The organism is Amycolatopsis alba DSM 44262, from assembly GCF_000384215.1.
Taxonomy (GTDB): Bacteria; Actinomycetota; Actinomycetes; order Mycobacteriales; family Pseudonocardiaceae; genus Amycolatopsis; species Amycolatopsis alba.
The window spans coordinates 6,680,131-6,704,054 of sequence record NZ_KB913032.1; the positions used below are offsets into that span (position 1 = coordinate 6,680,131).

The window sequence follows — 23,924 nt, forward strand, 5'->3', positions numbered from 1 at the left end:
GATACGTGCGCTGCAGTGGAGGAAGTCTGTGACCTGGAACGGCTGGGAAGGCGAGATCTGGGCCGAGTACGCCGATCGGTACAACGCGATGGCCGAAGGGTTCAACCAGGCCCTGTTCGCCGCGGCCTCGATCGGCGCGCGTGATCGAGTCCTCGACATCGGTTGCGGAACCGGGCAGACCACCCTGCTCGCGGCCGGGCAAGCGGTGAGCGGACAAGTCGTCGGCGTCGATCTGTCGGACTCGATGCTGGCCAAGGCACGGGCGGACGCGGCCGAACGCGGGCAGGCCAACGTCGAGTTCATCCAGGCCGACGCACAAGTACACCCTTTTCCCGAAGACGGCTTCGACGTGGTGATCAGCCGATCCGCACTCATGCTCTTCGAGGATCTTGCCGGAGGCTTCGGCAACATCGCGCGGAGCCTCCGAACCGGCGGCCGACTGGTCTTCACCTGCCCACAGGGACCAGACCCTGACAGTGACTACTCTCGGGCGACCGCCCCGCTACGACCTTTCCTGCGACAGTTGTCACCCGCACAACACGGCGTCGGCTCCCTCAACGACGTAACACGCATCCACACGCTGCTCGACGAAGCAGGCTTCACCGAGGTAAGCGCTGTCTCGGTCGAGGCGCACATTGTGCTCGGCAGAGACGCCGCCGACGCCACTGACTTCCTCTTCGCCACCGGCCCCGTCCGACACAACCTCGATGGCGTGAAACAGCACGTCATCGGCCCGCTCCGTAGTGAGGTCCAGGCCGGTTTCCGGCGGTTCGAATCCGCTGACGGAGTCCGACTCCGGCGGACCGACCGGCTGGTCACGGCGTCCAAGAGATCGCGTCCGCAGGCGCCAGGCTTCCCGGAGGGCCTTGAAACATCGTAAGATCCAGACATTCTGGGGAGAAGTTCATTTTGAGAAAGAGGAATGGCGAGTGAAGCGTTTTTGTGTCGTGCTTTCCGCGGTCATGGTCGCTCTGTTCTCCGGCGTCGCGGTTCAGGCCTCTGCCGCGCCCGTGGACTACGAGCAGGTCGGCGACCTTGCCCATACCCAGTATGAATTGGGGAAGCCGTTCGTTTACGGTGCGGCGGGGCCGAATTCGTTCGACGACTCAGGACTCGTGAAGTGGTGCTACGCGCAGTTCGGAGTTCCGCTTCCCCGCACGGCCACCGCGCAGTACACCGCCTCCCGTGCGATCCCCGATGAACAGCGTCGAAAAGGGGACCTCGTCTTTTCGGGGAGGAGCGCGGTCGGTATCTACTACGACAACGGCGACATGGTGATCCCGCTTCCCGAAACCGGCAAGGTTTCGCTGGTCACCGTCAAGGACACCATGACCACCCGGACCCTTCGCCGGTAGCGTGGCATGCGGCGAGAGCTCCGGCTCTCGCCGGAAGGCGGTGGGCGATGACGGGGCTTCGGCCGCAGCGGGTGGCGGCGACATGCCTGCTCACGGTCTTGCTCGCGGCGTGCGGCGGGCCTGCCGATCCGCGGCCGACGGCGACCGAAACTCCCAGCGCCCCGGCGAGTGCCGTCGACGGGAACTACGAGCCCGCGCGGTTCGCCGCGCAGGTGAAGGCGCGAGCGGCCGAAGCCGGGGTGTCACCCCGGCTGGTGATGGCGATCCTCTACAACGAATCGTACAAACCGCATGATCCCGAGCTCGAACGTCAATGGCAGAAGCTCAAGCCGGACGCGTCCTTCGGGGTGGCCAACATGCACAAGGCGGCCTACGAACAGACCCGGCGGGGGCGAGCCTTCGCCGATCGCGCCTGGCAGGAGCTGCCCGATGACCCTGACCTGGCGATTCAAGCCGCGTCCTGGTACTTGCACGACCTGGCCGCGCAACTTCCGGGTAAACGCTCCGGATCGCTCACGACCGAGGAGTTGCTCGCACTGGGCTACAACACGGGGCCCGGCAACATGAAGGCGTTCGCGCGCGGGACGAAGCCAGGCTCCCAGGCGCAGTCCTATCTGGACAATCTCCACGCGAACTGGGACAAGGCCAAGGACGCTCTGGGGGCAGGCTGAGTGTCAGCCGGAGTCGCGTTTGCCCATCAGCGAGTGCGCCACCACCAACGCGACCGCGACCCAGGTGAGCAGTACACCGCCGCCGGTGAGCGGGCCGAGGTAGGTCACCGCGTCGGTCTTGAGCTGTGCGGTGCTGAGCTGCTCGGCGGCCGAGGCGGGGAAGTAGGCCAGGATGTCGCGCTGGACCCAGGCCGGCAGCAGGGCGCCGAGGATCGCCGGGGCGAAGATGAAGCCGATCGCGGTGGCGATGGCACCCGCCGCGCTGCGCATCATCACCCCGAACGACAGCGCCAGCAAGGCGAACGCCGCCATCTCCGCGCCCCAGCCGAGCAGGCTGCGCAGCACGCCTGGGCCGTCGAGACCGAGGGTGGGGATGTCCGGGTTGAGCCCGAGGATCAACTGCCCGGAGTAGAACGCCGCCGTCGCGAACAGCGTGCCGAGCACGAAGGTCAGCAGACCCACGACCACGGCCTTGGCCAGCAGGACACGGCCGCGGCGCGGCGTGATGGCCAGGGTCAGGCGCATCATGCCGGTCGAGTACTCGCCCGACACGGCGAGCACCCCGAGCACCGACACCAGGATCAGCCCGAGGTTCATCCCGACCATGCTGGTGCCCGCGGCGTCGAAGTCCGCCCGCTGCCCGGCAGGCAGATTCCGGTAGTCCGCTTGGGTCAGCATGCTGAACAGCGCGGAGAACCCGACGCTGACCACCGCCGCCGCGGTGACCACGGTCCAGGTCGAGCGGACCGACTTGAGCTTGGTCCATTCCGCGGCGAGCGTGTTCGCGACGCCGGGGGAGGCCATGGTGGTGGTCACGCTAGTCACTGCCTTCCGAGGCGAGCGCCCGCACCGTCTCGGCGAGCTTGTGTTCGTTGGCGGAGCGGTACTGCACGCTGTCCCTGGTGAGATCCATGAACGCGGCTTCGAGGCTGGCACGGACCGGGGTGAGTTCGTGCAACCCGAGCCTGCGTTCCAGGGCGATGTCACCGATCTGCGGCGCGTCCAGGCCGATGACGGTGAGAGAGCCGTCTTCCCGCTTCGTGACCGTGCCGCCCGCCCGTTCGAGTGCCTCGGCGAGCTCGGTGACCTGCGGCGAGACCACGCGGACGTGATTGCGGGAGCTGCGCTGGGTCAGGTCGGTGATCGGCAGGTCGGCGATGAGCTCACCGCGGCCGATCACGATGACGTGAGCGGCGGTCTCCTCCATCTCGTTCATCAAGTGGCTCGACACGAACACCGTGCGGCCCTCGGCGGCGAGGTCCTGCATCAGGGTCCGGATCCAGAAGATTCCCTCGGGATCGAGCCCGTTGACCGGTTCGTCGAACAGCAGCGTCGGCGGGTCGCCGAGCAGGGCCGTCGCGATCCCGAGCCGCTGGTACATGCCGAGGGAGAACCCGCCGACCTTCTTGCCCGCGACCTCGGTGAGGCCGACGGTGTCGAGCACTTCGTCCACCCGCTTGCGGGAGAGGCCGCCCGCCTGCGCCACCCACTGCAAGTGGCGGTACGCGGTGCGGGAGCCGTGCACGGCTTTGGCGTCGAGCAGCGCGCCGACCTCCCGCATCGGTGCGGGCAGGTCACGGTAGGCCTTGCCGCCGACGGTGACCGAGCCGCCGCTGGGCGCGTCCAGGCCGAGGATCATCCGCATGGTGGTCGACTTGCCCGCCCCGTTCGGCCCGAGGAAACCGGTCACCACACCGGGTTTGATGTCGAACGACAGGGAACGGACGGCCGTCGTGCTCCCGTATTTTTTCGTCAGATCTCGTGCTGTGATCACGTGCCTGCCCCGCCCTCGGTTCGTGCTGCCGATGTCCAGGGAACCGGTTGGGACGGTTGATCGGCTACTGCACAACGTCGCTCGCCACCGCAACCAAAGTTGCGGCGCGGGCCAGTGTTCCAGTCTTGACAGCCTCCGGCAGCGTTCATACATTCATACAGGAGTTGTAAATCTGTATGAATGACGCTGGGAGTTGATCCGCATGCGGCTCGGCAAGACCGCCGTCGTCCTCGGTGGCAGCGCCGCCGGTCTCTGCACCGCGGGCGCGCTCGCCCGGTACTTCGACCAGGTCCTGGTGCTCGAACGCGACGAGCTTCCGGCCGAGGCCGAGCACCGGCGCGGGGTACCGCAGAGCAAGCATCCGCACTTCCTGCTGAACTCGGGCCGTCGCGCGATCGGCGCGCTGTTCCCCGGCTTCGAAGACGACCTCGTCGCCGCCGGCGGACTGCATCTCATGCCGTCCATGGACGCCGCCTACCTCGACGGGGAAGGCTGGTCGGCACGCAAACGCAGCGCGATGACGATGATCTACAGCTCGCGGATCCTCATCGAACGCGTGCTGCGAGACAAGGTCCGGGAGCTGCCCAACGTCGTGATCCGCGAAGGCGTCACGGTGAGCGGATTGACCACCGACGCCGGCGACGTCACCGGTGTCGTCCTTTCCGGCGGCGACGAGCATCTCGACGCCGACTTCGTGGTCGACGCGATGGGCCGCGGGTCCTCCGTCGGAGCCTGGCTGGCGGCCGCGGGCTGGCCCGAGCCCGAAGTACGGACCCTCGACGCCAAGGTCACCTACACCTCGCGCTGGTACGACCTGCCCTCACCCGAGGAGCGGCCCGCGTCCTGGTGGTGGCGGCATCTGGTGATCATGCCGACCCCCGACAAGGGCGCGCATCCGGACGAGCACGAGTTCCTGGTGAACTTCTTCCCGATCGAGGGCGACCGGGTGATCGCGTGCATGGGCTCGTGGGGACTCGAGATGCCGCGGACCACCGAGGCGTTCGTCGAGTCGGCCCGCCGGGTGCGGGCACCGCTGTTCGCGGCCGCGATGGACCGGTCCACCCCGACGTCCGAAGTGCACCTGACGCGATCGACCGGCAACAAGTGGCGCCGCTACGACCGGCTCCGCACCCCGCCGAAACGCCTGGCGTTCATCGGGGACTCGATCTGCGCTTTCAACCCGTTCTACGCACAAGGCATCAGTTCCGCCGCGGGTTCGGCGCTGCTGCTGCGCGAGCACCTCGACGGCACAGACCGCCTCGACGCCCGGTTCTCCGCAGCTTTCCTTGCTGCGCAACGAAAGCTGCTCAACGTCCCGTGGAGCCTGGCGATGGCGAGGGACCAGGGCTACGCCTGCGCAGTGGGCACCGAAAAGGCAGGGGAGTGGAAGCGGCGCCTGCTTTCGGCGATGTCCGGACCGGCGTTCCGGCTCATCGTCGGCGCAGCCCGCGAGGACGACGTCGTCGACGAGCACTTCGCGAAGGTGTTCAACCTCGACGAGTCACTGCGCGACATGATGACGAACCCGCGGGTGATCGCGGGACTCGTGCGCTACCGGATCCGGGCCGCGCTGGGCAGGCACCGGGTTCCCTTCGACTTCGACGCCCGCGCCGAGCCGCCAGTCACGGACTACTCACCGGTCGCCTCCCGATGAGCGCCGTGTGCGGGCCGGACGCCGAAGCCGTCACGCGCGGGCTCGGCTTCGACTGTCACGACGTGTCCCCATGGCTCTCGATCCGCCCACCGTGGGAAGCGGCGCACTGGACGATGCCACTGCTGGAACTGCTCGTCCTCGGCGGCGCCGTCTTCGCACTGGTGCACGCCGTCCGCCGTCACCGACAGGGCGATTCGACCAACCTGGTGCTGTGGTGCGCCTCGCTGGTCTACCTCCTCGTCATCGAACCGCCGCTGTACTTCCCGGAATGGTTCGGCATCGAGGGACAGTACGGCTTCATCTTCGCCCACAACCGGTTCACCGCCCAGTTCATGTGGGACCGGCTGCCCCTCTACATCGTGGCGTTCTACCCGATGATCAGCCAGCTCGCCTACGAGCTCGTCCGGTCGCTCGGGATCTTCCGGGCCCGCGGCGCGCTGATCGGCTCGGTCGCGGTCGCCTTCGCCTGCCAAGTGTTCTACGAGGTCTTCGACCACCTCGGCCCGCAGCTGAGGTGGTGGGCCTGGAACGGGAACAACCGGATCGTCAACCATCCCGCGCTCGATTCGGTGCCCATGAACAGCATGCTGCTCTTCGCCTCCGTCTCGATGGGCGCCATGACCTACCTGGTGGTGTGCCTCGCGGGCGGACCACGGCGCGGATGGTCGCTCGCGGCGCGCGTCGTGCTGGCCGGTGTCCTCACCCCGCCGACCATGGCCATCGCCGGTCTCCCGTCGAGCCTCTTCGGCGGAAGCGACCCGAACACGACCGCGCAGGCCTGGATCCTCGGCGTCGAGCTGGCCCTGCTGTGGCTGGCGGGCACGTGGATCTTCGTCAGGCACCGAGGTCCCGGCGAGCCCTTGACCCCCTTCGCCCGGTTCTACCCCGCGATCTACCTCGGCGGGATGGCCGCGTTCTGGCTGGGCGCCCTGCCCGCCTACCTCGCCGCCGAGGACGGCGTCACCGAAGAGGGCACCCCGATCGGGAGCGGGCTCTACGCACTGGCCTGCTTCGCGGGCGCCGGTCTGATGCTGGCCGCGCTGTACCGCGTGCGCCGCGGCGCACCTGCCACCGGCTGAGAATCGCCGCTCGGGGAAGATGGAGCGATGGGGCACCACGGATGGCAGGGCAACCCGCCCGGAACCGAGCACGAAGCCCGCCGCCGGATCGTCGAGGCGGCGACGGCGTGCATCGACCGGGTCGGCCTCGCCAAGACCAGTCTCTCCGACGTCGCCGCCGAAGCGGGCGTGACCCGGCAGACCGTCTACCGCTACTTCCCGAGCCTGGCCGACATCCTCAGCGCGGTCGCGCTGGACCGTGTCGAGGAGTTCGCGGGGCGGATGGAACGGCATCTGGCCTCGTTCGGCAGCGCCGCCGAGGTGGCCGTCGAATCCGTGGTGTTCGGCGTCCGGGCCGTCCCCGAGGAGCCACACCTGGGACTGCTGCTGAAAGCGGGCGAGGCCGACGTCTTTACCGTCGCGGTCACCTCATCGCAGTCCTTCTCGCTCGGCGCGAGGATCCTCCAGAACGTGCCGGTCGACTGGACGTCGGTGGGCGTCACGACCGACGAGGACTTCGAGGGGCTCGCCGAAATGCTGATGCGGCTGTTCCTCTCGTTCCTGCAGTACCCCTCGACGCCGCCCCACACCGACGATGAACTCCGGACCCTCGTCCGCCGGTGGCTCGGGCCCGCCCTGGACGGCTGACCGCACCGCCGTGACAATCGAACCCCGTGATGTATCGACCTCTTTATGGCGGGTCTGTGGCTCTGCGCGACACCGGGCTTGTCGCACTGACTGTATGGATTTTGGTGCGTTGGACGCGCAGAAATCCACACAGTCCCGCGTGACAGGTCCTGTCACGACGGGTGTGTGGGAATAGGAACATTGAACGTCCCTATTCCCACACACCCCTCACTTTCAGTGACCCCTCGCACCCCGTCCACGTACAGTCTGTGAAGATGGTGGTGGCAGGCATTCTCCGGCGCCGCACCGTGGTCGCTGCTCGCCGCCGCGACCGGTGCGGACGTCGCCGAATTCATCGCGAGGCTTCGCGGGAAACGGCGGCGTTCGTTCGTGATCGCCCTCGATTTCGCTTTGCTCGCTTCACTTTTCGCGGTACTGCTGGTCGTGTTCGTCCCGGCTCCGATGGCGGGTCGCGGTTCATCGGTGAGTCTCCACCTGCTGGCGGACGTCCTGCCCGTCTTCGGCGATCACCCGGACCCCGCCTTGTTTCAGCTGGCGGGCCCGGTGGTGCGACCCTCGAGATCACCCTGTCCGAATCGGACGGTGGAGCCCTGCTCGTCTCGGCCCAGGCCTCGGTGGCGGCCTGAAACCGTGAGGGCTACCTCGGCCGGACGCCCGAGAGGACCGCGTCCAGGCTGGGAAGCCACCGCTGTCGGGGATCCGGCTCCACGAGCCATTCCGAGTGAGTCTCGACGCGTCCGGAGTCGCCGGGCAGGGGGAGCAGTGCGCCCCACGCGAGCACGTCGACATGCTGTGGCAGGGAGATCCGGGGCGGGATCAGCCCGTCGATCTCCGCGAGCACGGCGACGCGCGGGCCCTGCTGGGTCAGCACCGCCATGGCAGGGCCCGCGCAGCCGGTCTCGGCGAGCCGGGCGAGGACCTGATTGCCGTGGATCTTGGGCATGGTCACCGCGCAGACCCCGTTCTCCAGCACGAGGAACGGCCGTGGGCCACGCCATTTCAGCGACCAGCCGAAGAGCCTGCCGTAGAAGGCGTCGCCACGGGGACGGATCGAATCCCGCGATGAGAGGGACTCGTCCGGAAGCACTTGCTGGTCCAGCGACATCGTCGGCGCCTTCCGAACGGTGGGTGGGGAATGCTCGACAGCCTAACGGCACTCAGTGCCACTAGCAAGTCTGCTGCTACCGTCCCGCTATGACCGATTCGCCGCGCCGAGCGCCGGTGACCAGAGCAGGAGCGACCCCGGCCGGCAGGCGCCGCCTCCGCCGCGCACTCGCTGCCGCGGCCGTGGACCTGTTCGTGGCCAAGGGATACGAGGCCACCACGGTGGACGAGATCGCGGCCGCCGCGGGGGTGGGTCGGCGCACGTTCTTCCGGTACTTCGACGCCAAGGACGACGTGCTCTTCGCCAACCACGACGAGATCGTGGCCGAGATGGAGGACGCGTTCGCGGTCGCGGACCCGGATCGCGACCCGGTGGAGACGGCGTGCGCCACCGTGAGCCTCGTCCTCGACTCCTACGCCGCGGAACTCGACGTTTCGCTCAAACGGTTCACGCTGACCCGGACGGTGCCGTCGTTGCGGGACAAGGAGGTCGCGACAGTCGACCGCTATCAGCGCGTGCTCGCGCGCTATCTGCGGGCGCGGTTCGCCGAGCAGGGTGACCAGGCGGCGAGCCTGCGGGCGGACGTGGCCGCCGCGGCGATCGCGGCCGCCAACAACCACGTGCTCCGGCGCTGGCTGCGCAGTGGCGGGCAGGACGACATCAGCGCCACCGCGGCGGAGGCCTTCGCGCTGGTCGTCGACGCGTTCCGGCCCGCGAACGAGGCGGCCGAGACGACGGTGGTGGCCGTGATGACCACCTCGACACCCTTGCATGCCGTCATCGCCAAGGTGAACGCCGCGCTGACCGAAAAGTAAGACGCCTGGACTGGCACTCGGTGCCACGAACAGTGGCGACTACGCAGGGTGAGTCGATCTGGCGGTAGGGTGACGGCTGATGATCGACCGACAGCTCCCGCGAGTGTGGTGGGATGCCCTGCGCCACACGGCATTCACCGGAACCGGCGCCCCGCCGAAACGTTCGGCGGGGCTGCGCTGGCTGCGTGGTCTCGCGATCGTCGCATGTGGACTCTGGGCGGGGTTCGTCACGTTCTCGACCGTCTCGGTGTCACCGCCCGCGAAGACGTTCAACGTACTCGTCACCGTCCTGCCCTGCCTGCTCGCGGTGCGCTCACCACTGTGGGGATGGCGCACGCTGATCGTCGGGATCGTGGGCACCCCGCTGACCCTGCCGGGGATGGCCGCCTCCTGGGACTGGCCATGGGCGCCGGGCCTCGCGCTCACGGCGGCGCTCGTGTTCTACCTGGTGGGGGAGAGCACCGATCAGGCGGAACTGACCTGGGCGGGGCTGATCTCGTTCGCCGCCACGGCACCCTTCACGCAGGACTGGCGTGACGCGGCACTGCTCGTGATGCTGGGCGGAATAGTGTTCTTCCTCGGCAACACGGTCCGCCAACGCAGACTCGCCGAAGAAGAACGCGCGGCACAGCAGGAACGCAGGCTCGCGGAGGAGACACGAGCGGCACTTCTGGAGGAACGAGCGGGCATCGCGCGAGAACTCCATGACGTGGTCGCCCACCACATGTCCGTGCTCGCGTTGCGCGCGGACTCGGCGCGGTTCCGGTTCGCCGATCAGGCCGGGACCGGCCGCGACGCCGAGATCTGGCAGGAGTTCGCGGAGCTGGCCGGAACCGCCCGTGAGGGCCTGACCGAACTGCGCAGGCTGCTCGGGGTGCTCCGATCCGAGGACCACGCGCTCCTGGTCGCGCCGCAGCCGGGGCTGGCCAAGGTCGTCGAACTCGTCGAAGGGGTCAAGGCCGCCGGCACCTCGTGCGAGCTCGAACTGCGCGGCGACCTCGGCGCGGTTCCGGTCGGGGTCGCGTTGTCGGTGTTCCGGATCGTGCAGGAAGCGCTCAGCAACGCGATCCAGCACGCGCCCGGTGCGTCGATCTCCGGGGAGCTCACCGCCGGGCCGGATTCCGTTCGCCTGCTGATCGAAAACGGTCCAGGAGACGGTCCGAAGAGGACAGACGCGGCAGGTAGCGGGCACGGTTTGACCGGGATGCGGGAGCGGGCCGTTATGCTCGCGGCTGATCTTGAGGCGGGGACGAGGCCGGACGGTGGTTTCCTGGTCGCCCTGACCGTTCCACTCGATCGTGAAGGGCAGCCGCAACCGTGATCTCGGTGGTCATCGCCGACGACCAGACCATGGTCAGGCAGAGTTTCCGCGCGGTGCTCGACGCTCAGGCCGACATGCGGGTGGTCGGGGAAGCCGCGGACGGGGCCACCGCGGTCGCGCTGTGCGCCGAACTCGAACCGGACGTCGTGCTGATGGACGTGCGCATGCCCGAACTCGACGGTCTCGAGGCGACCCGGCGGATCGTGGCCGGGCGGCAGGAAGTCCGCGTCCTGATCCTCACCACCTTCGACATCGACGAGTACGTGTTCGGCGGGCTGCGGGCGGGCGCCAGCGGCTTCCTGCTGAAGGACTCCCCGCTCGACGACCTGGTCACCGCGGTGAGGGTGGTCTCCGCGGGCAACGCGCTCTTCGCGCCCACGATCACCCGGCGGCTGATCGGCGAGTTCACCCGGACCCACGCGTCGGCGCACGCGGGACGTTCCCTCGTGGCCGAGCTGACCGCGCGCGAGACCGAGGTGCTCCGGCTGATCGCGCGCGGTCTTTCCAACGCGGAGATCGCCGAAGCGCTGGTCATCGCCGAACAGACCGCGAAATCCCATGTCAGCAGGGTTTTCGCGAAGCTCGGGGTGCGTGATCGCGCGCAAGCGGTCATGGTCGCGTACGAGGCAGGGCTCGTCGTGCCGGGCACCACGCCCTGATACCGGGGTAGGGGTCGGCGCGAGATCGGGTACCGGGGTACCGGCGCCAAGACGGTTCCACGGGGCGATGTCTTCCGGTCCGCTTCCGGAGATCGTTTCCCCATGAAGTGGTCGAAAACGCTGCGCGTCGATCCGGCGCCGGTCATCGTCGGCGCGGCGATGACCGTACTCGCCGTGGTCGCGCTCATCTGGTGGGTCTCGGCCACTCCGCTCGGCGTCGATTCGTCGGTCTACCGGGCAGGCGGGCTCGCCGTGGTCCACGGGGAAAGTCTCTATTCACCGCTGCTCGCACTCCCCGGCTGGGCGCCGGAACTCCCGTTCACCTATCCGCCGTTCGCCGCGCTGCTGTTCACCTCGCTGACCGCGCTGCCGACCCAGTTGTGCTGGGGCCTGCTCGCGCTGGCCGCCGCCCCTTCCCTGTACTGCACGCTTCGGCCGTTCGCCGACCGGGCACACCTCCCGCTCCTGCTGCTCGGCGCGTTCGCGCTGCAACCGGTGTGGCAGACCGTCGGCCTCGGGCAGGTCAATCTCGTTCTGATGGCCGCCGTGGTGGCGGACATGTTCCTCCTGCGCGATTCGCGTTTCCGCGGGATCGCGATCGGGATCGTCGCGGCCGTCAAACTGATCCCGCTGATCTTCATCGCGCATCTCCTGGTGGTCAGGCGGTTCGCCGACGCGGCACGCGCGCTGGCGGCCTTTCTCGGGGCGACGGCGCTCGCGATGGCCGTCCTGCCTGCGGACTCGTTGCGGTACTGGACCTCGGCGATCTTCAACGACCATTTCGCCGAGATGAAGGGCTGGGTGGGAAACCAGTCGTGGCAGGGATTCGTCGCGCGGACCATCCCGGAGGGCGGGGCGGCCACGGTGGTGATCGTGGCGTTCGGCGTGACCTGTGCTGCGCTCGCGATGTGGCTCGTGCACCGGTTCCACCGCGCGGGTGACGACCGCGCCGCCCTGCTCGTCACGGCGGGCTGTTCCCTGCTGATCAGCCCGATCTCCTGGACGCACCACTGGGTGTGGGTGGTGCCCGCGCTCGGCTATCTCGCCGCCAGGGGACACCGCGGGGTGGCGATGGCGATCGCCGCCTTGTTCACCGGCTGGGCGGTCGCCGTGGTTCCGGGTGGAGGTGGCGCCGAGCGTGACTGGACCTTCGCGGAGGGGCTCGTCGGCAACGCGTATCTGATCGTTCTTCTCGCCGGGGGACTCGCCTGCCTGAGAGCCACTAGACAGCGAGGAAGAACGCCCGGATGTCCTCGGCGAGCAGATCCGGCACTTCCATCGCGGCGAAGTGACCACCACGCTCGAACTCCGACCAGTGCCTGATGTCGTACAGCCGCTCGGCCAGCGGTCGCACCGACTGCGTGATGTCGTACGGGAAGACCGCGACGCCGAGCGGGACACGGCAAGGTGCGCTTCCTCCCTGAGCGTCGTGGTGCAGCCGCGCGGACGAGGCCGCGGTGGCGGTCAGCCAGTACAGCGAGATGTCGGTGAGCATCCGGTCGTCGCTGATCGGCGAACGAGGGTCCGTCCACTGTGCGAAGCGCTCGGCGATCCAGGCCAGCTGGCCGACCGGCGAGTCGGTCAGCGCGTAGCCGATCGTCTGCGGGGTGGCGGCCTGCAGCGCCTGGTACGGCGGGCGATTCGCCATCAGGCGCTTGACCTTCTCCAGCCGGGCTTCGTCTTCTTCGGACAGTTCGACCCCTGCGTCAGGATCCGGCCGGGTCGGCAGGTAGTTCACATGCACCCCGACGACGTGCTCCGGTGCCACCGCTCCGAGCGCCGTCGAGATACCCGAGCCGAAGTCGCCGCCCTGCGCGCCGTAGCGCTCGTACCCGAGGCGGCGCATCAGTTCGGCCCAGGCACGGGCGATCCGTTCGATGCTCCAGCCGCGTTCACGGGTCGGGCCCGAGAAGCCGTAGCCCGGAATGGACGGGATCACCAGGTGGAAATCGCGTGACAGCGGTTCGATCAGGTCGAGGAATTCCAGGAACGAGCCGGGCCAGCCGTGGGTGAGGATCAGCGGGAGCGCGTCCGGGTCGGCGGACCGGACATGGACGAAGTGAATGTTCTGGCCTTCGATCTCGGTGGTGAAATGCGGAAGCTTGTTGAGCTCGGCTTCGTGGGCGCGCCAGTCGTAGCCGGTGCGCCAGTGCTCGGCGAGTTCTCTGAGCCGGGTCAGCGGGAACCCGTAGTCCCAGCCTGCGTCGGCGACCTCGTTCGGCCAGCGGGTGCGAGAGAGCCTGTCGCCGAGGTCGTCGAGATCGGCTTGGGAGATATCGATGCGGAAGGGCTTGATCATGGCCGCTGCTCCAGAATGATTCGGTCACTAAACGTTTGGTTGCCCAACGATAGCGCAATCGTTCGGTCGCCCAACGATTCGTTAGACTCGTCACATGGAAGACCCCTCGGACGAGCCCCGCGCCAGGTGGCAGGTTCTGCCCAGCTGGTTGCTCACCCAGACCGCGAGCCACGCGCATCGCCTGGTGACCGACGGGTTCTCCGCCGTCGACGCCCGCGGCTACCACTTCCGCGTGCTGGCGACGCTGGACGAGTTCGGGTCCGCGAGCCAGGCGACCCTCGGCCGCCGCAGCGGCATCCACGTCAGCGAAATGGTCGCGACGATCAGCGAACTCGCCGAACGCGATCTGGTCGAGCGCGCCCCGGACCCGGCCGATCGGCGGCGCAACGTCGTCTCGCTGACCGCCGCGGGCAAGAAGCAGCTGCGACGACTGGAAAAGCAGCTGGCCGAGCGTCAGGACGAACTGCTGGCGCCGTTGTCGTCCGACGAGCGAAAACGGTTCGCCGAGCTGCTGGCGAAGCTGCTGGACCACCACGGCCGGCGATCGGGCTGAACCGGACCACCGGCCGCTGAGTCCGGTTTGTGGCCTTTCCCACGTGCTTCGGCCTGCGAATCTTCGGGATCGAACGGCGAAATGACCTCACATTGTGGACACTCTGAGCGTGCTCCGTGAAGTCGACGACCTTGATCAGCCCGCCGTTCCCGAGACGGCGCCCCACCAGGGGCGTCCGGCGCGTGTGTTCGAGAGAGTCCTCGACAGGCTGGCACGGTCGCCCTATCCGAGAGCGATCCTGCTGTATCTCGTGATCCGCACGGCGAGTGTCCAGCTGCTCGACCTGCTGGCCGCCCGGCGAGGCACGACGCTGACCGACCGGCTCACCGCGTGGGACGGGCAGTGGTACCTGCGGCTGGCGGTGCACGGATACGCCGATCTGCCGGGCACGCTGGACGCGGCGAGGCAGCCGTATTCGGACGCGCCGATGGCGTTCTTCCCGTTGTACCCGAAGCTCGTCGAAGCGGTGATGTGGCTCGGGCCGGACGTCGTCACCGCGGCGCTGATGGTGTCGGTGCTGGGCGGTCTGGTCCTGGCGTGCGGGCTGATCCGGATCGGGCGTGCGGTGTCGCCGGATCGAGGCGACCGGACCGGGTTGGTCTTGGTGGCGTTGTGGGCCGGGGCGCCGATGGCGATCGTCTTCTCGATGGCCTACACGGAAGCGGTGTTCTGCGCGTTCGCGGTGTGGGCGCTGGTGGGGGTGCTGGAGCGGCGGTGGCTGCTGGCCGGACTGTGCGCCTTCGGGGCCGGGTTGTCGAGGTCGACCGCGGTGGTGCTGGTCGCGGTGGTGGTCCTCGCCGCGTTGATCGCGTTCTTCCGGCGTACCGAGAAGCGCTGGTGGGCGCTGGCCGGTGCGGTGATCGCGCCACTGGGGGTGGCGGGTTACCTGGGTTTCGTCGCCTACCGGACGGGAAGCTGGACCGGGTGGCAGGACATCGAACTGCGGGGCTGGAACACCGAGTTCGACTTCGGGGCCGAGACCGCGGATTCGGTGCTGACGCGGTTGACCGGCGACGAGTCGGTGTTCAGCACGCTGACGGTCTTCTTCCTGCTGGGCGCGGTGGCGCTGGCCATCGTGGCGGTGTTCATCCGGGTGCCGTGGCCGTTGACGCTCTACGGCGTCGGCGTGCTGCTGCTGGCCATCGGCACGCGGGGGCTGCCGGACGCGAAGATCCGCTTCATCCTGCCCGCTTTCCCGGTACTGATCCCGATCGCGATCGGGCTGTCGAAGAGACGGACGGTGACGGCGGTCGTGGCCGCGGCGGCGTGGGTGGTCCTGGGCGCCTGGTTCTCGGCGCATGCCCTGACGGCGTGGCGGTACGCGATCTAGGGCCAGCTCGCTTGCCTGTTCCGGTGGTCGGCGACATGGACCCTGGTGGCGCAGCGGGTGGAGCAGAACCGGCGCCGTCCGTTGCGGGAGACGTCGACGTAGACAGTTTCGCAGCCCTCGCGTGAGCAGACGCCGAAACGGTCCGGGGCGTCGCAGACGAGATGCGCGAGCCCGCCCGCGGTGTAGGCGCGGACACGGGAAACGGTGTCGGCTTGGGCGTCCACGTAGTGCAGGTGGGGCGCCTTGCCGTCGTGGGTGGAGATGTACGGCTTGGACGCGGAGTCGTGGAGAAGTGCGTTGACCAGGTCGACTCGTGCGGCCTGGTCCGCTTCGAAGACGTGCCGGAGCCTGGTGGTCCAGGCGATGATCTCGATCGATTCGTGGTCCCGCACGGCGGGGACGGTCATGCGATCTTCGAAGATCGCGGTGAAGGTGGCGGGGCCGGCGGCATCGCCCAGGTTGATCAGATCGGCGGCGATCTGCGCCGCCGCTCCGCCGTAAGGGTTGAAGTGCATTAACCCATTACAGCACGATCGGGTCATGGAAACGAACCGGTGCCCGCGCTGCGGATGGCCGCCGGCGGAACTGCCCGGAAGTACGACGAGGTCCCAGAGGGTCTCCCAAGGGACGCTCGTGTACGCCCGGTGTCTGTGCGGGAGCTGGCTCGCGCTCGTCGACGGTGTCGTGATCGGTGCCACCAGGTCCCGGCTGGGGCAGGAACGGCTTCCCCAACGGTGATGGCACCGATTCTTCTGTTTCGCCCGTGGTCAGGTGTAGTACCCGGCCACCGGGACGCGGGCCTCGTCGAACAAGGCCGGGCCTTCCAGGCGCACGCCGGGTCCGGTCGCGGGTGGCTTGAGCGCGGTGACCTGCTCACCGGAAAGGGCGAACACCACCCGGCCCAGGCCGGAGCGTTCGATGGCGCCCTGGCACATGCCGCACGGCTGGCAACTGGTGTACATCGTCGTCCCGGCCGCGACGGCGGGATCCAGCTCGCGTGCCGCCCAGACGGCGAGCTTCAGTTCCGGGTGCAGGCTGATGTCCGATTGCGACACCGTGGTGTTGTGCTCCTCGGCCAGCACGGCGCCGTCGGGGCCGACGAGCAGCGAGCCGAAGGGCGGGTCGCCGTCGGCGCGGGACTTCGCGGCCAGTTCGATGGCGCGGCGGAGGAACTTCTCGTCTTCTTCGGTCATGATCAGTCCTGTTCGGTTCGGTATCGGCCCAGTTCCCAGTGTGCGGCCACGGTCGCCAAAGCCTGCCAGGCGGCTTCCGGGCGGCGGGTCTCCTCGGGATCGCCGGAGAACGGGTCGAGCACGACCGTCTCGGCGCCGAGGTGGCGAAGGCGGTCGAGGTCGTCGACGACCTGCTCGATCGTCCCTTCCCCGGCGAGGCGATCGGGGGCGTCGACGGGGCTGCCGGTGAGGTTCAGCAGGATCCGCGGGGTGAACGCGGGCACGGGCCGATCGTGGGCGTCGGCGATGCTCTTGACCCTGGTGAGCGCTTCGGTGAGCCAGGGGAGCGTGGTCCGCAGCGGATGCCAGGCGTCGCCGACCCGGACGGCGCGGCGGATCCCGGCGTCGCTGTTGCCACCGACCCAGATCGGGATGTCGCCTGCCCGGTAGTCGGCTTCGTCCGCCCAGGCCTTCCGGACTGCGTCGAGGTGGTCGTCGGTCAGCCGTCCGCGCTTCTCGAACGGGACGCCGAGCGCCTCGAACTCCTGGCGGGCCCAGCCGGACGCGACGCCGAGCACGAGCCGTCCTCCGCTGAGCTGATTCAGGTTCGCGGACATGCGGGCGATCAGCAGCGGATGCCGGTACGGGACGATGAGCACGGTGGTGCCCAGCCGGATCCGGTTCGTCACGCCTGCCAGCCAGGACAGGGTGGTGAACGGTTCGTAGAACGGCGCCGGGTACTGCTCGGCGACGTCGGGAGTGATCGCGACGTGGTCGGACACCATGAGGAGGTCGTAGCCGAGGCCTTCGACCGTGGTGGCCCAGCCGCGGAGGATTCCGGGGTCGGTCCCCGGTCCGAAATTCGGGACGTTGACACCTATTCGCACAGGTCAAGGCTATCCGCGCGGCAGGCGCCGGGGAAGAGATCTTTCCCGGCGCGAGGGCGTTCCGGCCGTGGATCTACCGGTATTCTGGCCGGATGACCGAGATTCTCGACGCGACGGACTGGGCGATCCTGGTCGAGCTGCAGAAAGACGGGCGGCTGCCGCTCACCGAGCTGGGGAAGCGGGTCAGCTTGAGCGCGTCGGCGACCACCGAGCGGGTGAAACGGCTGGAGGCGGCCGGGGTGATCACCGGCTACCGGGCCGACGTCGACCTCGAAAAGGCCGGGTATGTCGTACTCGCGGTGGTGCGGCTGAAGTATCCGGGCAGCAAGCACGCGCCGTTGCACAAGCTGCTGGCGGAGCGGACCGAGATCCTCGAATGCCTCCGCACCACCGGTGACGACTGTTACTCGCTGAAGATCGCGGCGCCGTCCATGGGGCGGCTGGAGGAGATCGTCAACGAGCTCGCGTTGTTCGGGAGCACCAACACCAACATCGTCTACAACCAGACGCTGCCCTACCGGGGCCCGCAGGGCCCGTGACGCGGCTCGGTCACGGGCCCTGCGGACGTCAGCTGTCAGCCCTGGTCCGCCGTCTCCCAGAGACCCATGACGTTGCCTTCCGGATCCTTGAAGTAGGCGGAGAAGCCCATGCTGCCGACCGCGGTCCGCCCGACGAGGGTCGAACCGCCCTGTTTCTCGATCACCGCGAGCGTGTCGTCGACACTGTCGACCTCGAGCACGATCACCGGGCCGGACGCGACGGTGTGCTCCTTCGCCAGCATCCCGCCGTTGATGAAACCCGGCTCCGCGGGCATGCCGGTCTCCACGGTCGGCCCCGAGGCGATCATCGTGTAGTCCATCCCCGGCGGTATCTCGGCCTTCCAGCCGAAGATCTCCCGGTAGAAACCTCGTGCGCGTTCGCCGTCCTCGAAGGGGATCTCGAAGTGCACGACCCGTCCGGTCATGGTCATCAGCTCCTGCCGTGGCAACGTGTACGGAACGGCACCAGCCAATAGCCGGTGCCCCCGGCGCGCTAGAGCACTTGGCCCTCTCCGAACCACCGCCGCAACGCGACGATCAGTTCCCCCTGGTCTTCGCCTGTCCACGCCACGTGCCCGTCCGGCCGCAGCAAGACCGCCGGAACCGGCAGATTCTCGCCGAGGGTGACGACGTGGTCGACGCGGTCCGCCCAGTCCCGTACCGAAAGCCCGCCGGTCCGGTCGAGCAGCAGGCCGCGGCCGCCTCGGGTCAGCCCGTAGAGATGCCCCTGTTCGAGTTCGAGGTCCGGCATCCGGCGGCCGAGAAGTTCGTGCCCTTCTCCGAAGTCGTAGCGGATCCCGGTCGCGGTGATCTTCTCGGTCAGGAACCGGCTCACCTCCTCGAACTCCATCAGTTCCGCCAGCAGCCGCCGGACCGCCCGGGAGCCGGGGTCGAGCGACATCAGCTGCATCTGCGCGCGCGTGTTGTCCAGGACCGCGGCGGCCACCGGATGCCGTTCGGTCTGATAGGTGTCCAGCAGATCTTCCGGCGCCCAGCCGTTGACCGCCGCGGCCAGTTTCCAACCGAGGTTGAAGGCGTCCTGGACACCGAGGTTGAGCCCCTGCCCGCCGACGGGCGGGTGGATGTGCGCCGCGTCGCCTGCCAGGAAAGCGCGGCCGACGCGGTACTGCTCGGCCAGCCGGGTGGCGTCGCCGAAGCGGGAGAGCCAGCGCGGTGAATGCACACCGAAGTCGCTTCCGGCGACGGCCTTGAGCTGTCGTTTGACCTCCTCGAAGGTCGGCGGGACACGGGGGTCGTCGCACAGTCCTTCGGCGGGCACGCCGACCCGGTACACCCCGTCCCCGATCGGGGAGAGGCCGAACCGCAGCTGGGTCTTGCGGACCTCGGTCATCACGGCGAGCACCGTTTCCCAGTCCTCGGTCAGCTCCATCTCGCCCAGGAGCGTCTCGGCGGTGGCGGGTTCCCCCGGAAAGCCGATCCCGAGGAGTTTGCGGACCGTGCTGCGGCCGCCGTCGCAGCCGACGAGATAGCGCGAGCGCAGCCTCGTCCCGTCGGCCAGTTCGACGTCCACCCCGTCCTCGTCCTGGCTCGACCCGGTCAGCTCGCAGCCGCGCCGGATCTCGACGCCCACCTCGGCGGCGTGCTCGATCAGCAGCCGGTCGGTGACCGTCTGGGGGATGCCGAGGATGTAGGAGTGGGCGCCGTCCAGCGACGGCGCCGGTTTGACAATGCCCGCGAACGAGCCGCCGACCGGGTACTTCGTTCCGTGTTCGAGGAAGCGCTCCAGCAGGCCTCGCTGGTCCATCACTTCGATGCTGCGCGCGTGCAGGCCCATGGAGCGGACGACCTTGGTCTGTTCCCGGTCCTTCTCCAGGACGACCACGCGGACGCCGTGCAGCCGCAGTTCGGCGCCCAGCATCATGCCGGTCGGTCCGCCGCCGGCGATGATCACGTCGATCAAGAGTTCCCCCGTGTGTCGAGCTCGTGTTTCACGGCGGGAGATTCTGCGGCACGACCGGGGTCTTGCCGCAAGCCCCCTGGTGCGCTATATGTTAGAAGTGGCAGGGAGAGTCGATCTCTCTGCCGTTGTCATTTCAGTCCGCAGTGGACGGACAAACCCCCGTTGGAAGTAGTTCCGCTTCCCTGTGACCTGCGCCGAACTTGTTCGTAACGAACATGTTCGTTACTGTGAAGGCATGGCACCCGAGAAGAGCCGCCGGGAACGACCGGCCAAACCCGCGTTGACCCGTGACGGCATCGTCGCCACCGCGGTCGGGATCCTCCGCGAGGAAGGCCTGCGGAAGGTCACGATGCGCCGCCTGGCGCAGGAACTCGACACCGGCGCGGCCTCGCTCTACGTCTACGTCCGCAACGCCGCCGAACTGCACGCGGCGATCCTGGACGAGCTCCTCGGCACGATCCCGTCGCCGTCGTCCGAGGGCGGCTGGCGAGACCGGCTCGAGCGACTGCTCACGGCCTACACCTCGATGCTGCTCGAATACCCCGGCCTCGCCTTGTCCGCGCTGGTGGCCCGCCCGAGTGGCGAGAACTACCTCCGCCTGGTCGAAGACCTGCTCGCCCTCCTCGCCGAGGGCGGAGTGTCAGCCGAACGGCGTGCGTGGGGGATCGACATCCTCCTGCAGCACGCGACGTCGACCGCGGCCGAGCACGCCGACCAGGAGTCGCCGGAGGACTGGGACGCGCTCGCTCGTGCCGTGCGCGACGCCGACGAGACGGCCTATCCGCAGATCGCCGCCCATTCGGCCGACCTGCTCACCGGGCGACCAGCGCAGCGGATGTCGTGGGGCTTGCAGGTGCTGATCACCGGGATCGCGGACACCGCCGTACCACCCGAAAGGAACCAGACATGACCACTCATCACCCCATCGCGATCATCGGTGCCGGCCTCGGCGGCCTCACCCTGGCGCGTGTCCTGCACGTCAACGGGATCGAAGCCGCCGTCTTCGATCTGGACGCGTCGCCGTCCGCCCGGACACAAGGCGGGATGCTCGACATCCACGAGGACTCCGGACAGGAGGCACTGCGGGCCGCCGGTCTCCACGAGGCGTTCCTCTCGCTGGTGCATCCCGGCGGCGAGGCCATGCGCATTCTCGACAGTCACGGCGTCGTGCACCTGGAGGAGACCGACGACGGCGACGGCGGCCGCCCCGAAGTCACCCGTGGTGACCTGCGAAACCTCCTGCTCGGGTCGCTCCCCGAGGACAGCGTCCGCTGGGACGCCAAGGTCACCGGCGCGCGACCGCTCGGTGGCGGACGGCACGAAGTCACCCTGGCCGACGGCACGGCGTTCACCACGGACCTGCTGATCGGCGCCGACGGCGCGTGGTCCAAGGTCCGGCCTCTGGTCTCCGGTGCTCGACCGGCCTATGAGGGAATCTCCTTCGTCGAGGTGCACCTTCACGACGCCGAGGACCGCCACCCGGCGAGCGCCGCGCTCATCGGAGGCGGCATGTTCTTCGCACTCGGTGCGGCCAAAGGTCTCCTGGCGCACCACGACGCCAGTGGCAGCCTTCACGTCTACATCGCGCTGAGGACCGCCGAGGACTGGATCTCCACGATCGACTTCACCGACACCACCACCGCGAAAGCCGCTGTGCTGAGCCATTTCGACGGCTGGGACGCGGGCCTGCGAGCACTGATCACCGACGCGGACGGCGAGCTGGTCCCACGGCCGATCCACGCACTGCCGATCGGTCACCGCTGGGACCGGGTTCCCGGTGTCACCCTGCTCGGCGACGCCGCTCATCTGATGTCGCCGTTCGCCGGAGAGGGCGCCAATCTCGCGATGCTCGACGGCGCCGAGCTCGGCCTGGCTCTCGCCGCCCATCCTGGCGACCTCGAAGCCGCTCTCGCCGCGTACGAGCAGGCGCTGTTCCCGCGCAGTGAGGCTTCGGCGGCCGAATCCGCCGAGAATCTCGTTCTCTGCTTCGCCGAAGACTCCCCGAAGCCGTTGCTGGAACGATTCGCGACCTATCGCTGAGGCGTCAGACCGGTTCGTGCTGGGAGCGCTTGGCGTAGGCGCGTGCGGCGCGGGCGCGGTCACCGCAGCGCACGGAGCACCACTGGCGCCGTCCGTTGCGCAGGAAGAACCGGCTGCACGGGGCCGATCCGCAGGCGGCGATCCGCTCGGCATCCGGCCCGGTGAGCAGGTCCGCGGCGTTGACGGCGAGTGTCGCCAGCGCGTGCTCGACGATCTGGGTGATCGGATGCGACGCGGTGCGATACAGCCCGCGGACCGGATCCCAGCGCAGCAGCTCCGCGGTGGGTGCCTTGCTCAGCGCTTCGTTGACGGCGTTGAGGGCGCTCGGCGGAGCGGGCTCCCCGCAGGCCATCGAGGCGAGCAGGACCCGCACCTGCTCACGCAGTGAACGGACCAGTCCCGCGCACATCTCCTGCAGGCCGGCGTCGACCGGAGCGAGCCCTTGGGCGACCAGCCACTCCGTCGTCGTGCTCGGAGTGCCGAGGAGATCGATGAACTGGCCGCCCGGCAGCGCGATCGTGGTGTTGGCGAGTGCCAGCGCGACGTACTGCTCGGCGCCCGGCGCGGGCGGCAGGGCGGCGGAGTCAAGATCGGGGTCGTCCACGTTCTCATGGTAAGCGCCGGGTTCAACCATGAGAAAGACTCACGGAAACCATTGCACTCTTCCGTGAGAACTGGCTAAAGTTCCTCACGGAAAGAACAATACCTATCCGTGAGGTGGAAGATGAACCAGATCAGCGAACAGCTCTCCGTGCAGGTCGTCGGCGGCCCGACCGCGCTGATCGGCTACGGCGGCCTGCGGTTCCTCACCGACCCGACCTTCGACGAACCCGGCCACTATGGCCGCCCTGACGGGAGACCCGGCCTCACCAAGACGGCCCCCGCCTCGATCGCGCCCTCGGACCTCGGCCGCATCGACGCGGTCCTGCTGTCCCACGACGAGCACCCCGACAACCTCGACCACTCCGGCCGGAAACTGCTCGCCGACGTGCCGCTGACCCTGACCACGCCCAGCGGTGCGGGCCGCCTTGGCGGTACCGCGAAAGGGCTCGCGACCTGGGAGACGGTCGAACTGAACCGGCCGGACGGGGGAGTGGTGACCGTGACCGCAGTGCCCGCGCTGCACGGGCCGGAAGGCGCGGAACAGGTCACCGGCGACGTCGTCGGCTTCGTGCTCACCGGTCAGGATCTGCCCACGGTCTACGTCAGCGGCGACAACGCCTCGCTCGACGCCGTCCGGCAGGTCGCCGACCGATTCGGCCCGGTCGACACCACGGTGCTCTTCGCCGGGGCCCCGCGCCTGAAGCCGGTCCTCCACGGCGCCCTGCTCGTCCTCGACAGCGCACTCGCCGCGGAGGCGACGCGGATCCTCGGCGCCCGCACCGTCGTCCCCGTGCACATCGACAGCTGGGAGCACTTCACCGAAGGCCGGGACGACCTGGTGGCCGCCTTCGCCGCCGCCGGCCTGGCCGACAGGCTGCGTCTCGGCTGACGCCGGTCAGGCGACCCCGTCGCGGAGTGCCGTGAACAGCCGATCGAGACTCACGCGGTGGTCCATCGCCACGGTGTTCGCCACCTCGCCCTCGATCAGGCGGCGCGCGGTCTCGACCATCATCGCGCTGTACCCGGAGATGAAGAACGCGGCGAGCAACATCCCATCGCCCTCGAAGGCCGGGTCGCGGTCGAGCTCCTCGGCCAGTGTCCGCTGAAGCTCGGACTCGATCGCCCTCGCGCGCGCGACGAGCGCGGGCGACTCGGCGACCGTCCGGAAGAACGGCGCCGAACTGTCGTTGACGCCGGAGAGCGGATGCTGGGCGTCGAAGAGCTGAAGGCTCATGTCCCGCAAGGACGTCAGCACGTCGACGCCCGGTGCGCGGTCGCGGACGGCCGAGCGCAGCAGGTCGATCGCGTCGGCCGCGCGGTCCAGGAAGAGATCCTCCTTGCGCGGGAAGTGATTGAAGACCGTCACGCTCGAGAATCCGGCTTCGCGCGCGATCTCGGCGACCGTGACGGCTTCGTACCCGTGCTCGAGGAACAGCCGGTTCGAGACCTCCAGGATCCGGGCGCGCGTCCGGGGGCCGCCGCGCTCGCTCGTTCTTGGCATGCGCCGCCTTCCTTGTGTG

Annotated in this window: 27 protein-coding genes; 16 read left to right on the top strand and 11 right to left on the bottom strand. The window is 68.7% G+C overall.

Translation table 11 applies throughout. The features are described 5' to 3' along the window. The first annotated feature begins 28 nt into the window (after positions 1-28). From AMYAL_RS46505 to AMYAL_RS0131405, 3 genes are read left to right on the top strand one after another with little or no spacing between them, the layout of a single operon-like run. On the top strand, positions 29-880 hold the full coding sequence (locus AMYAL_RS46505) for a class I SAM-dependent methyltransferase (protein WP_020635250.1): 852 nt from the start codon (positions 29-31) through the stop codon (positions 878-880). Beyond that, entirely contained in the window at positions 867-1,355 is a 489-nt protein-coding gene (locus tag AMYAL_RS47895) for a C40 family peptidase (RefSeq protein WP_143267649.1), read from the top strand. Before AMYAL_RS46505 ends, AMYAL_RS47895 begins: the two co-directional genes overlap by 14 nt. A gap of 47 nt (positions 1,356-1,402) precedes the next feature. Continuing rightward, positions 1,403-2,026 (top strand): transglycosylase SLT domain-containing protein, encoded by a 624-nt coding sequence (locus tag AMYAL_RS0131405; RefSeq protein ID WP_020635252.1) that lies wholly within the window; start codon positions 1,403-1,405, stop codon positions 2,024-2,026. A gap of 3 nt (positions 2,027-2,029) precedes the next feature. Here AMYAL_RS0131405 and AMYAL_RS0131410 read toward each other — a convergent pair whose 3' ends face one another. Both AMYAL_RS0131410 and AMYAL_RS0131415 read right to left on the bottom strand, forming a co-directional pair. Further along, on the bottom strand, positions 2,030-2,842 hold the full coding sequence (locus tag AMYAL_RS0131410) for an ABC transporter permease (RefSeq protein ID WP_020635253.1): 813 nt from the start codon (positions 2,840-2,842) through the stop codon (positions 2,030-2,032). Position 2,843: 1 nt separating this feature from the next. After that, complete coding sequence (locus AMYAL_RS0131415) at positions 2,844-3,800, bottom strand: ABC transporter ATP-binding protein (protein WP_020635254.1); 957 nt, start codon at positions 3,798-3,800, stop codon at positions 2,844-2,846. Positions 3,801-4,002: 202 nt separating this feature from the next. Between AMYAL_RS0131415 and AMYAL_RS0131420 the strand changes: the two genes are divergently transcribed. The 3 genes from AMYAL_RS0131420 to AMYAL_RS0131430 are packed head-to-tail and all read left to right on the top strand — an operon-like array spanning position 4,003 to position 7,160. Beyond that, positions 4,003-5,454, top strand: coding sequence for an FAD-dependent oxidoreductase (locus AMYAL_RS0131420; protein WP_020635255.1), 1,452 nt, complete (start codon positions 4,003-4,005; stop codon positions 5,452-5,454). Continuing rightward, on the top strand, positions 5,451-6,533 hold the full coding sequence (locus AMYAL_RS0131425) for a hypothetical protein (protein ID WP_026467603.1): 1,083 nt from the start codon (positions 5,451-5,453) through the stop codon (positions 6,531-6,533). The genes AMYAL_RS0131420 and AMYAL_RS0131425 overlap by 4 nt, the downstream gene beginning before the upstream one ends. 27 nt (positions 6,534-6,560) lie before the next feature. Then, a complete protein-coding gene (locus AMYAL_RS0131430) occupies positions 6,561-7,160 on the top strand; it encodes a TetR/AcrR family transcriptional regulator (RefSeq protein WP_020635257.1) in 600 nt (199 codons plus the stop codon). 637 nt (positions 7,161-7,797) lie between these two features. Here the strand turns inward: AMYAL_RS0131430 and AMYAL_RS0131435 are convergent. Further along, positions 7,798-8,265 carry a hypothetical protein gene (locus AMYAL_RS0131435; protein WP_020635258.1) on the bottom strand — a complete coding sequence of 156 codons (468 nt, stop codon included), beginning with the start codon at positions 8,263-8,265 and terminating at the stop codon, positions 7,798-7,800. An 89-nt stretch (positions 8,266-8,354) separates the two neighbouring features. On the opposite strand from AMYAL_RS0131435, the gene AMYAL_RS0131440 reads away from it, so the two are divergent. The 4 genes from AMYAL_RS0131440 (at position 8,355) to AMYAL_RS46515 (ending at position 12,383) form a co-directional block, all read left to right on the top strand. Further along, the gene (locus AMYAL_RS0131440) at positions 8,355-9,080 is read left to right on the top strand and encodes a TetR family transcriptional regulator (protein ID WP_026467604.1); all 726 of its coding nucleotides are present in this window, start codon (positions 8,355-8,357) and stop codon (positions 9,078-9,080) included. Positions 9,081-9,159: 79 nt separating this feature from the next. Further along, a complete protein-coding gene (locus AMYAL_RS0131445; RefSeq protein WP_020635260.1) occupies positions 9,160-10,401 on the top strand; it encodes a sensor histidine kinase in 1,242 nt (413 codons plus the stop codon). Beyond that, a complete protein-coding gene (locus AMYAL_RS0131450) occupies positions 10,398-11,060 on the top strand; it encodes a response regulator (RefSeq protein WP_020635261.1) in 663 nt (220 codons plus the stop codon). The genes AMYAL_RS0131445 and AMYAL_RS0131450 overlap by 4 nt, the downstream gene beginning before the upstream one ends. Positions 11,061-11,162: 102 nt before the next feature. Beyond that, complete coding sequence (locus AMYAL_RS46515) at positions 11,163-12,383, top strand: glycosyltransferase 87 family protein (RefSeq protein WP_020635262.1); 1,221 nt, start codon at positions 11,163-11,165, stop codon at positions 12,381-12,383. Here the strand turns inward: AMYAL_RS46515 and AMYAL_RS0131460 are convergent. Beyond that, entirely contained in the window at positions 12,283-13,359 is a 1,077-nt protein-coding gene (locus tag AMYAL_RS0131460) for an epoxide hydrolase family protein (RefSeq protein WP_020635263.1), read from the bottom strand. The two genes, AMYAL_RS46515 and AMYAL_RS0131460, sit on opposite strands and share 101 nt — an antisense overlap. A 94-nt stretch (positions 13,360-13,453) precedes the next feature. Here AMYAL_RS0131460 and AMYAL_RS0131465 point away from each other — a divergent pair, with 94 nt between their 5' ends. After that, complete coding sequence (locus AMYAL_RS0131465) at positions 13,454-13,912, top strand: MarR family winged helix-turn-helix transcriptional regulator (RefSeq protein ID WP_020635264.1); 459 nt, start codon at positions 13,454-13,456, stop codon at positions 13,910-13,912. A gap of 109 nt (positions 13,913-14,021) precedes the next feature. Continuing rightward, positions 14,022-15,242 (top strand): hypothetical protein, encoded by a 1,221-nt coding sequence (locus AMYAL_RS0131470; protein ID WP_245193165.1) that lies wholly within the window; start codon positions 14,022-14,024, stop codon positions 15,240-15,242. On the opposite strand, the gene AMYAL_RS0131475 is transcribed toward AMYAL_RS0131470, so the two are convergent. The 3 genes from AMYAL_RS0131475 to AMYAL_RS0131485 all read right to left on the bottom strand — a co-directional run bounded on the left by AMYAL_RS0131475 (position 15,239) and on the right by AMYAL_RS0131485 (position 17,301). Next, positions 15,239-15,757, bottom strand: coding sequence for a CGNR zinc finger domain-containing protein (locus AMYAL_RS0131475; protein WP_020635266.1), 519 nt, complete (start codon positions 15,755-15,757; stop codon positions 15,239-15,241). The two genes, AMYAL_RS0131470 and AMYAL_RS0131475, sit on opposite strands and share 4 nt — an antisense overlap. Before the next feature lie 252 nt (positions 15,758-16,009). After that, complete coding sequence (locus tag AMYAL_RS0131480; protein WP_020635267.1) at positions 16,010-16,435, bottom strand: nucleoside deaminase; 426 nt, start codon at positions 16,433-16,435, stop codon at positions 16,010-16,012. A gap of 2 nt (positions 16,436-16,437) precedes the next feature. Further along, positions 16,438-17,301: an LLM class flavin-dependent oxidoreductase gene (locus tag AMYAL_RS0131485; RefSeq protein WP_020635268.1), complete on the bottom strand. Its 864-nt coding sequence runs from the start codon at positions 17,299-17,301 to the stop codon at positions 16,438-16,440. 92 nt (positions 17,302-17,393) lie between these two features. On the opposite strand from AMYAL_RS0131485, the gene AMYAL_RS0131490 reads away from it, so the two are divergent. After that, positions 17,394-17,840, top strand: coding sequence for an Lrp/AsnC family transcriptional regulator (locus AMYAL_RS0131490; protein ID WP_020635269.1), 447 nt, complete (start codon positions 17,394-17,396; stop codon positions 17,838-17,840). 35 nt (positions 17,841-17,875) lie between these two features. On the opposite strand, the gene AMYAL_RS0131495 is transcribed toward AMYAL_RS0131490, so the two are convergent. Next, positions 17,876-18,265, bottom strand: a complete 390-nt coding sequence (locus AMYAL_RS0131495) for a VOC family protein (protein ID WP_026467605.1) — start codon at positions 18,263-18,265, stop codon at positions 17,876-17,878. A 68-nt stretch (positions 18,266-18,333) separates the two neighbouring features. Next, complete coding sequence (gene rox, locus AMYAL_RS0131500) at positions 18,334-19,761, bottom strand: rifampin monooxygenase (RefSeq protein WP_020635271.1); 1,428 nt, start codon at positions 19,759-19,761, stop codon at positions 18,334-18,336. Positions 19,762-19,996: 235 nt separating this feature from the next. Here rox and AMYAL_RS0131505 point away from each other — a divergent pair, with 235 nt between their 5' ends. Together AMYAL_RS0131505 and AMYAL_RS0131510 are read left to right on the top strand one after the other, a co-directional pair. Next, a complete protein-coding gene (locus AMYAL_RS0131505) occupies positions 19,997-20,671 on the top strand; it encodes a TetR/AcrR family transcriptional regulator (protein ID WP_020635272.1) in 675 nt (224 codons plus the stop codon). Beyond that, on the top strand, positions 20,668-21,801 hold the full coding sequence (locus AMYAL_RS0131510) for an FAD-dependent oxidoreductase (RefSeq protein ID WP_020635273.1): 1,134 nt from the start codon (positions 20,668-20,670) through the stop codon (positions 21,799-21,801). The genes AMYAL_RS0131505 and AMYAL_RS0131510 overlap by 4 nt, the downstream gene beginning before the upstream one ends. A gap of 4 nt (positions 21,802-21,805) precedes the next feature. On the opposite strand, the gene AMYAL_RS0131515 is transcribed toward AMYAL_RS0131510, so the two are convergent. Then, positions 21,806-22,435 (bottom strand): CGNR zinc finger domain-containing protein, encoded by a 630-nt coding sequence (locus AMYAL_RS0131515; protein WP_020635274.1) that lies wholly within the window; start codon positions 22,433-22,435, stop codon positions 21,806-21,808. A gap of 90 nt (positions 22,436-22,525) precedes the next feature. Here AMYAL_RS0131515 and AMYAL_RS0131520 point away from each other — a divergent pair, with 90 nt between their 5' ends. Further along, a complete protein-coding gene (locus AMYAL_RS0131520) occupies positions 22,526-23,293 on the top strand; it encodes an MBL fold metallo-hydrolase (RefSeq protein WP_020635275.1) in 768 nt (255 codons plus the stop codon). A gap of 6 nt (positions 23,294-23,299) precedes the next feature. On the opposite strand, the gene AMYAL_RS0131525 is transcribed toward AMYAL_RS0131520, so the two are convergent. Then, positions 23,300-23,905, bottom strand: a complete 606-nt coding sequence (locus AMYAL_RS0131525; protein ID WP_020635276.1) for a TetR/AcrR family transcriptional regulator — start codon at positions 23,903-23,905, stop codon at positions 23,300-23,302. Positions 23,906-23,924 lie beyond the last annotated feature (19 nt).

What these genes read in the sequence shown, in the direction of transcription:
- AMYAL_RS0131405 (WP_020635252.1), top strand. Translation starts at nt 1,403, where the DNA reads ATGACGGGGCTTCGGCCGCAGCGGGTGGCGGCGACATGCCTGCTCACG.
- AMYAL_RS0131420 (WP_020635255.1), top strand. Translation starts at nt 4,003, where the DNA reads ATGCGGCTCGGCAAGACCGCCGTCGTCCTCGGTGGCAGCGCCGCCGGT.
- AMYAL_RS0131425 (WP_026467603.1), top strand. Translation starts at nt 5,451, where the DNA reads ATGAGCGCCGTGTGCGGGCCGGACGCCGAAGCCGTCACGCGCGGGCTC.
- AMYAL_RS0131430 (WP_020635257.1), top strand. Translation starts at nt 6,561, where the DNA reads ATGGGGCACCACGGATGGCAGGGCAACCCGCCCGGAACCGAGCACGAA.
- AMYAL_RS0131435 (WP_020635258.1), bottom strand. Translation starts at nt 8,265, where the DNA reads ATGTCGCTGGACCAGCAAGTGCTTCCGGACGAGTCCCTCTCATCGCGG.
- AMYAL_RS0131440 (WP_026467604.1), top strand. Translation starts at nt 8,355, where the DNA reads ATGACCGATTCGCCGCGCCGAGCGCCGGTGACCAGAGCAGGAGCGACC.
- AMYAL_RS0131445 (WP_020635260.1), top strand. Translation starts at nt 9,160, where the DNA reads ATGATCGACCGACAGCTCCCGCGAGTGTGGTGGGATGCCCTGCGCCAC.
- AMYAL_RS46515 (WP_020635262.1), top strand. Translation starts at nt 11,163, where the DNA reads ATGAAGTGGTCGAAAACGCTGCGCGTCGATCCGGCGCCGGTCATCGTC.
- AMYAL_RS0131460 (WP_020635263.1), bottom strand. Translation starts at nt 13,359, where the DNA reads ATGATCAAGCCCTTCCGCATCGATATCTCCCAAGCCGATCTCGACGAC.
- AMYAL_RS0131465 (WP_020635264.1), top strand. Translation starts at nt 13,454, where the DNA reads ATGGAAGACCCCTCGGACGAGCCCCGCGCCAGGTGGCAGGTTCTGCCC.
- AMYAL_RS0131475 (WP_020635266.1), bottom strand. Translation starts at nt 15,757, where the DNA reads ATGCACTTCAACCCTTACGGCGGAGCGGCGGCGCAGATCGCCGCCGAT.
- AMYAL_RS0131480 (WP_020635267.1), bottom strand. Translation starts at nt 16,435, where the DNA reads ATGACCGAAGAAGACGAGAAGTTCCTCCGCCGCGCCATCGAACTGGCC.
- AMYAL_RS0131490 (WP_020635269.1), top strand. Translation starts at nt 17,394, where the DNA reads ATGACCGAGATTCTCGACGCGACGGACTGGGCGATCCTGGTCGAGCTG.
- AMYAL_RS0131495 (WP_026467605.1), bottom strand. Translation starts at nt 18,265, where the DNA reads ATGACCGGACGGGTCGTGCACTTCGAGATCCCCTTCGAGGACGGCGAA.
- AMYAL_RS0131505 (WP_020635272.1), top strand. Translation starts at nt 19,997, where the DNA reads ATGGCACCCGAGAAGAGCCGCCGGGAACGACCGGCCAAACCCGCGTTG.
- AMYAL_RS0131510 (WP_020635273.1), top strand. Translation starts at nt 20,668, where the DNA reads ATGACCACTCATCACCCCATCGCGATCATCGGTGCCGGCCTCGGCGGC.
- AMYAL_RS0131515 (WP_020635274.1), bottom strand. Translation starts at nt 22,435, where the DNA reads ATGGTTGAACCCGGCGCTTACCATGAGAACGTGGACGACCCCGATCTT.
- AMYAL_RS0131520 (WP_020635275.1), top strand. Translation starts at nt 22,526, where the DNA reads ATGAACCAGATCAGCGAACAGCTCTCCGTGCAGGTCGTCGGCGGCCCG.
- AMYAL_RS0131525 (WP_020635276.1), bottom strand. Translation starts at nt 23,905, where the DNA reads ATGCCAAGAACGAGCGAGCGCGGCGGCCCCCGGACGCGCGCCCGGATC.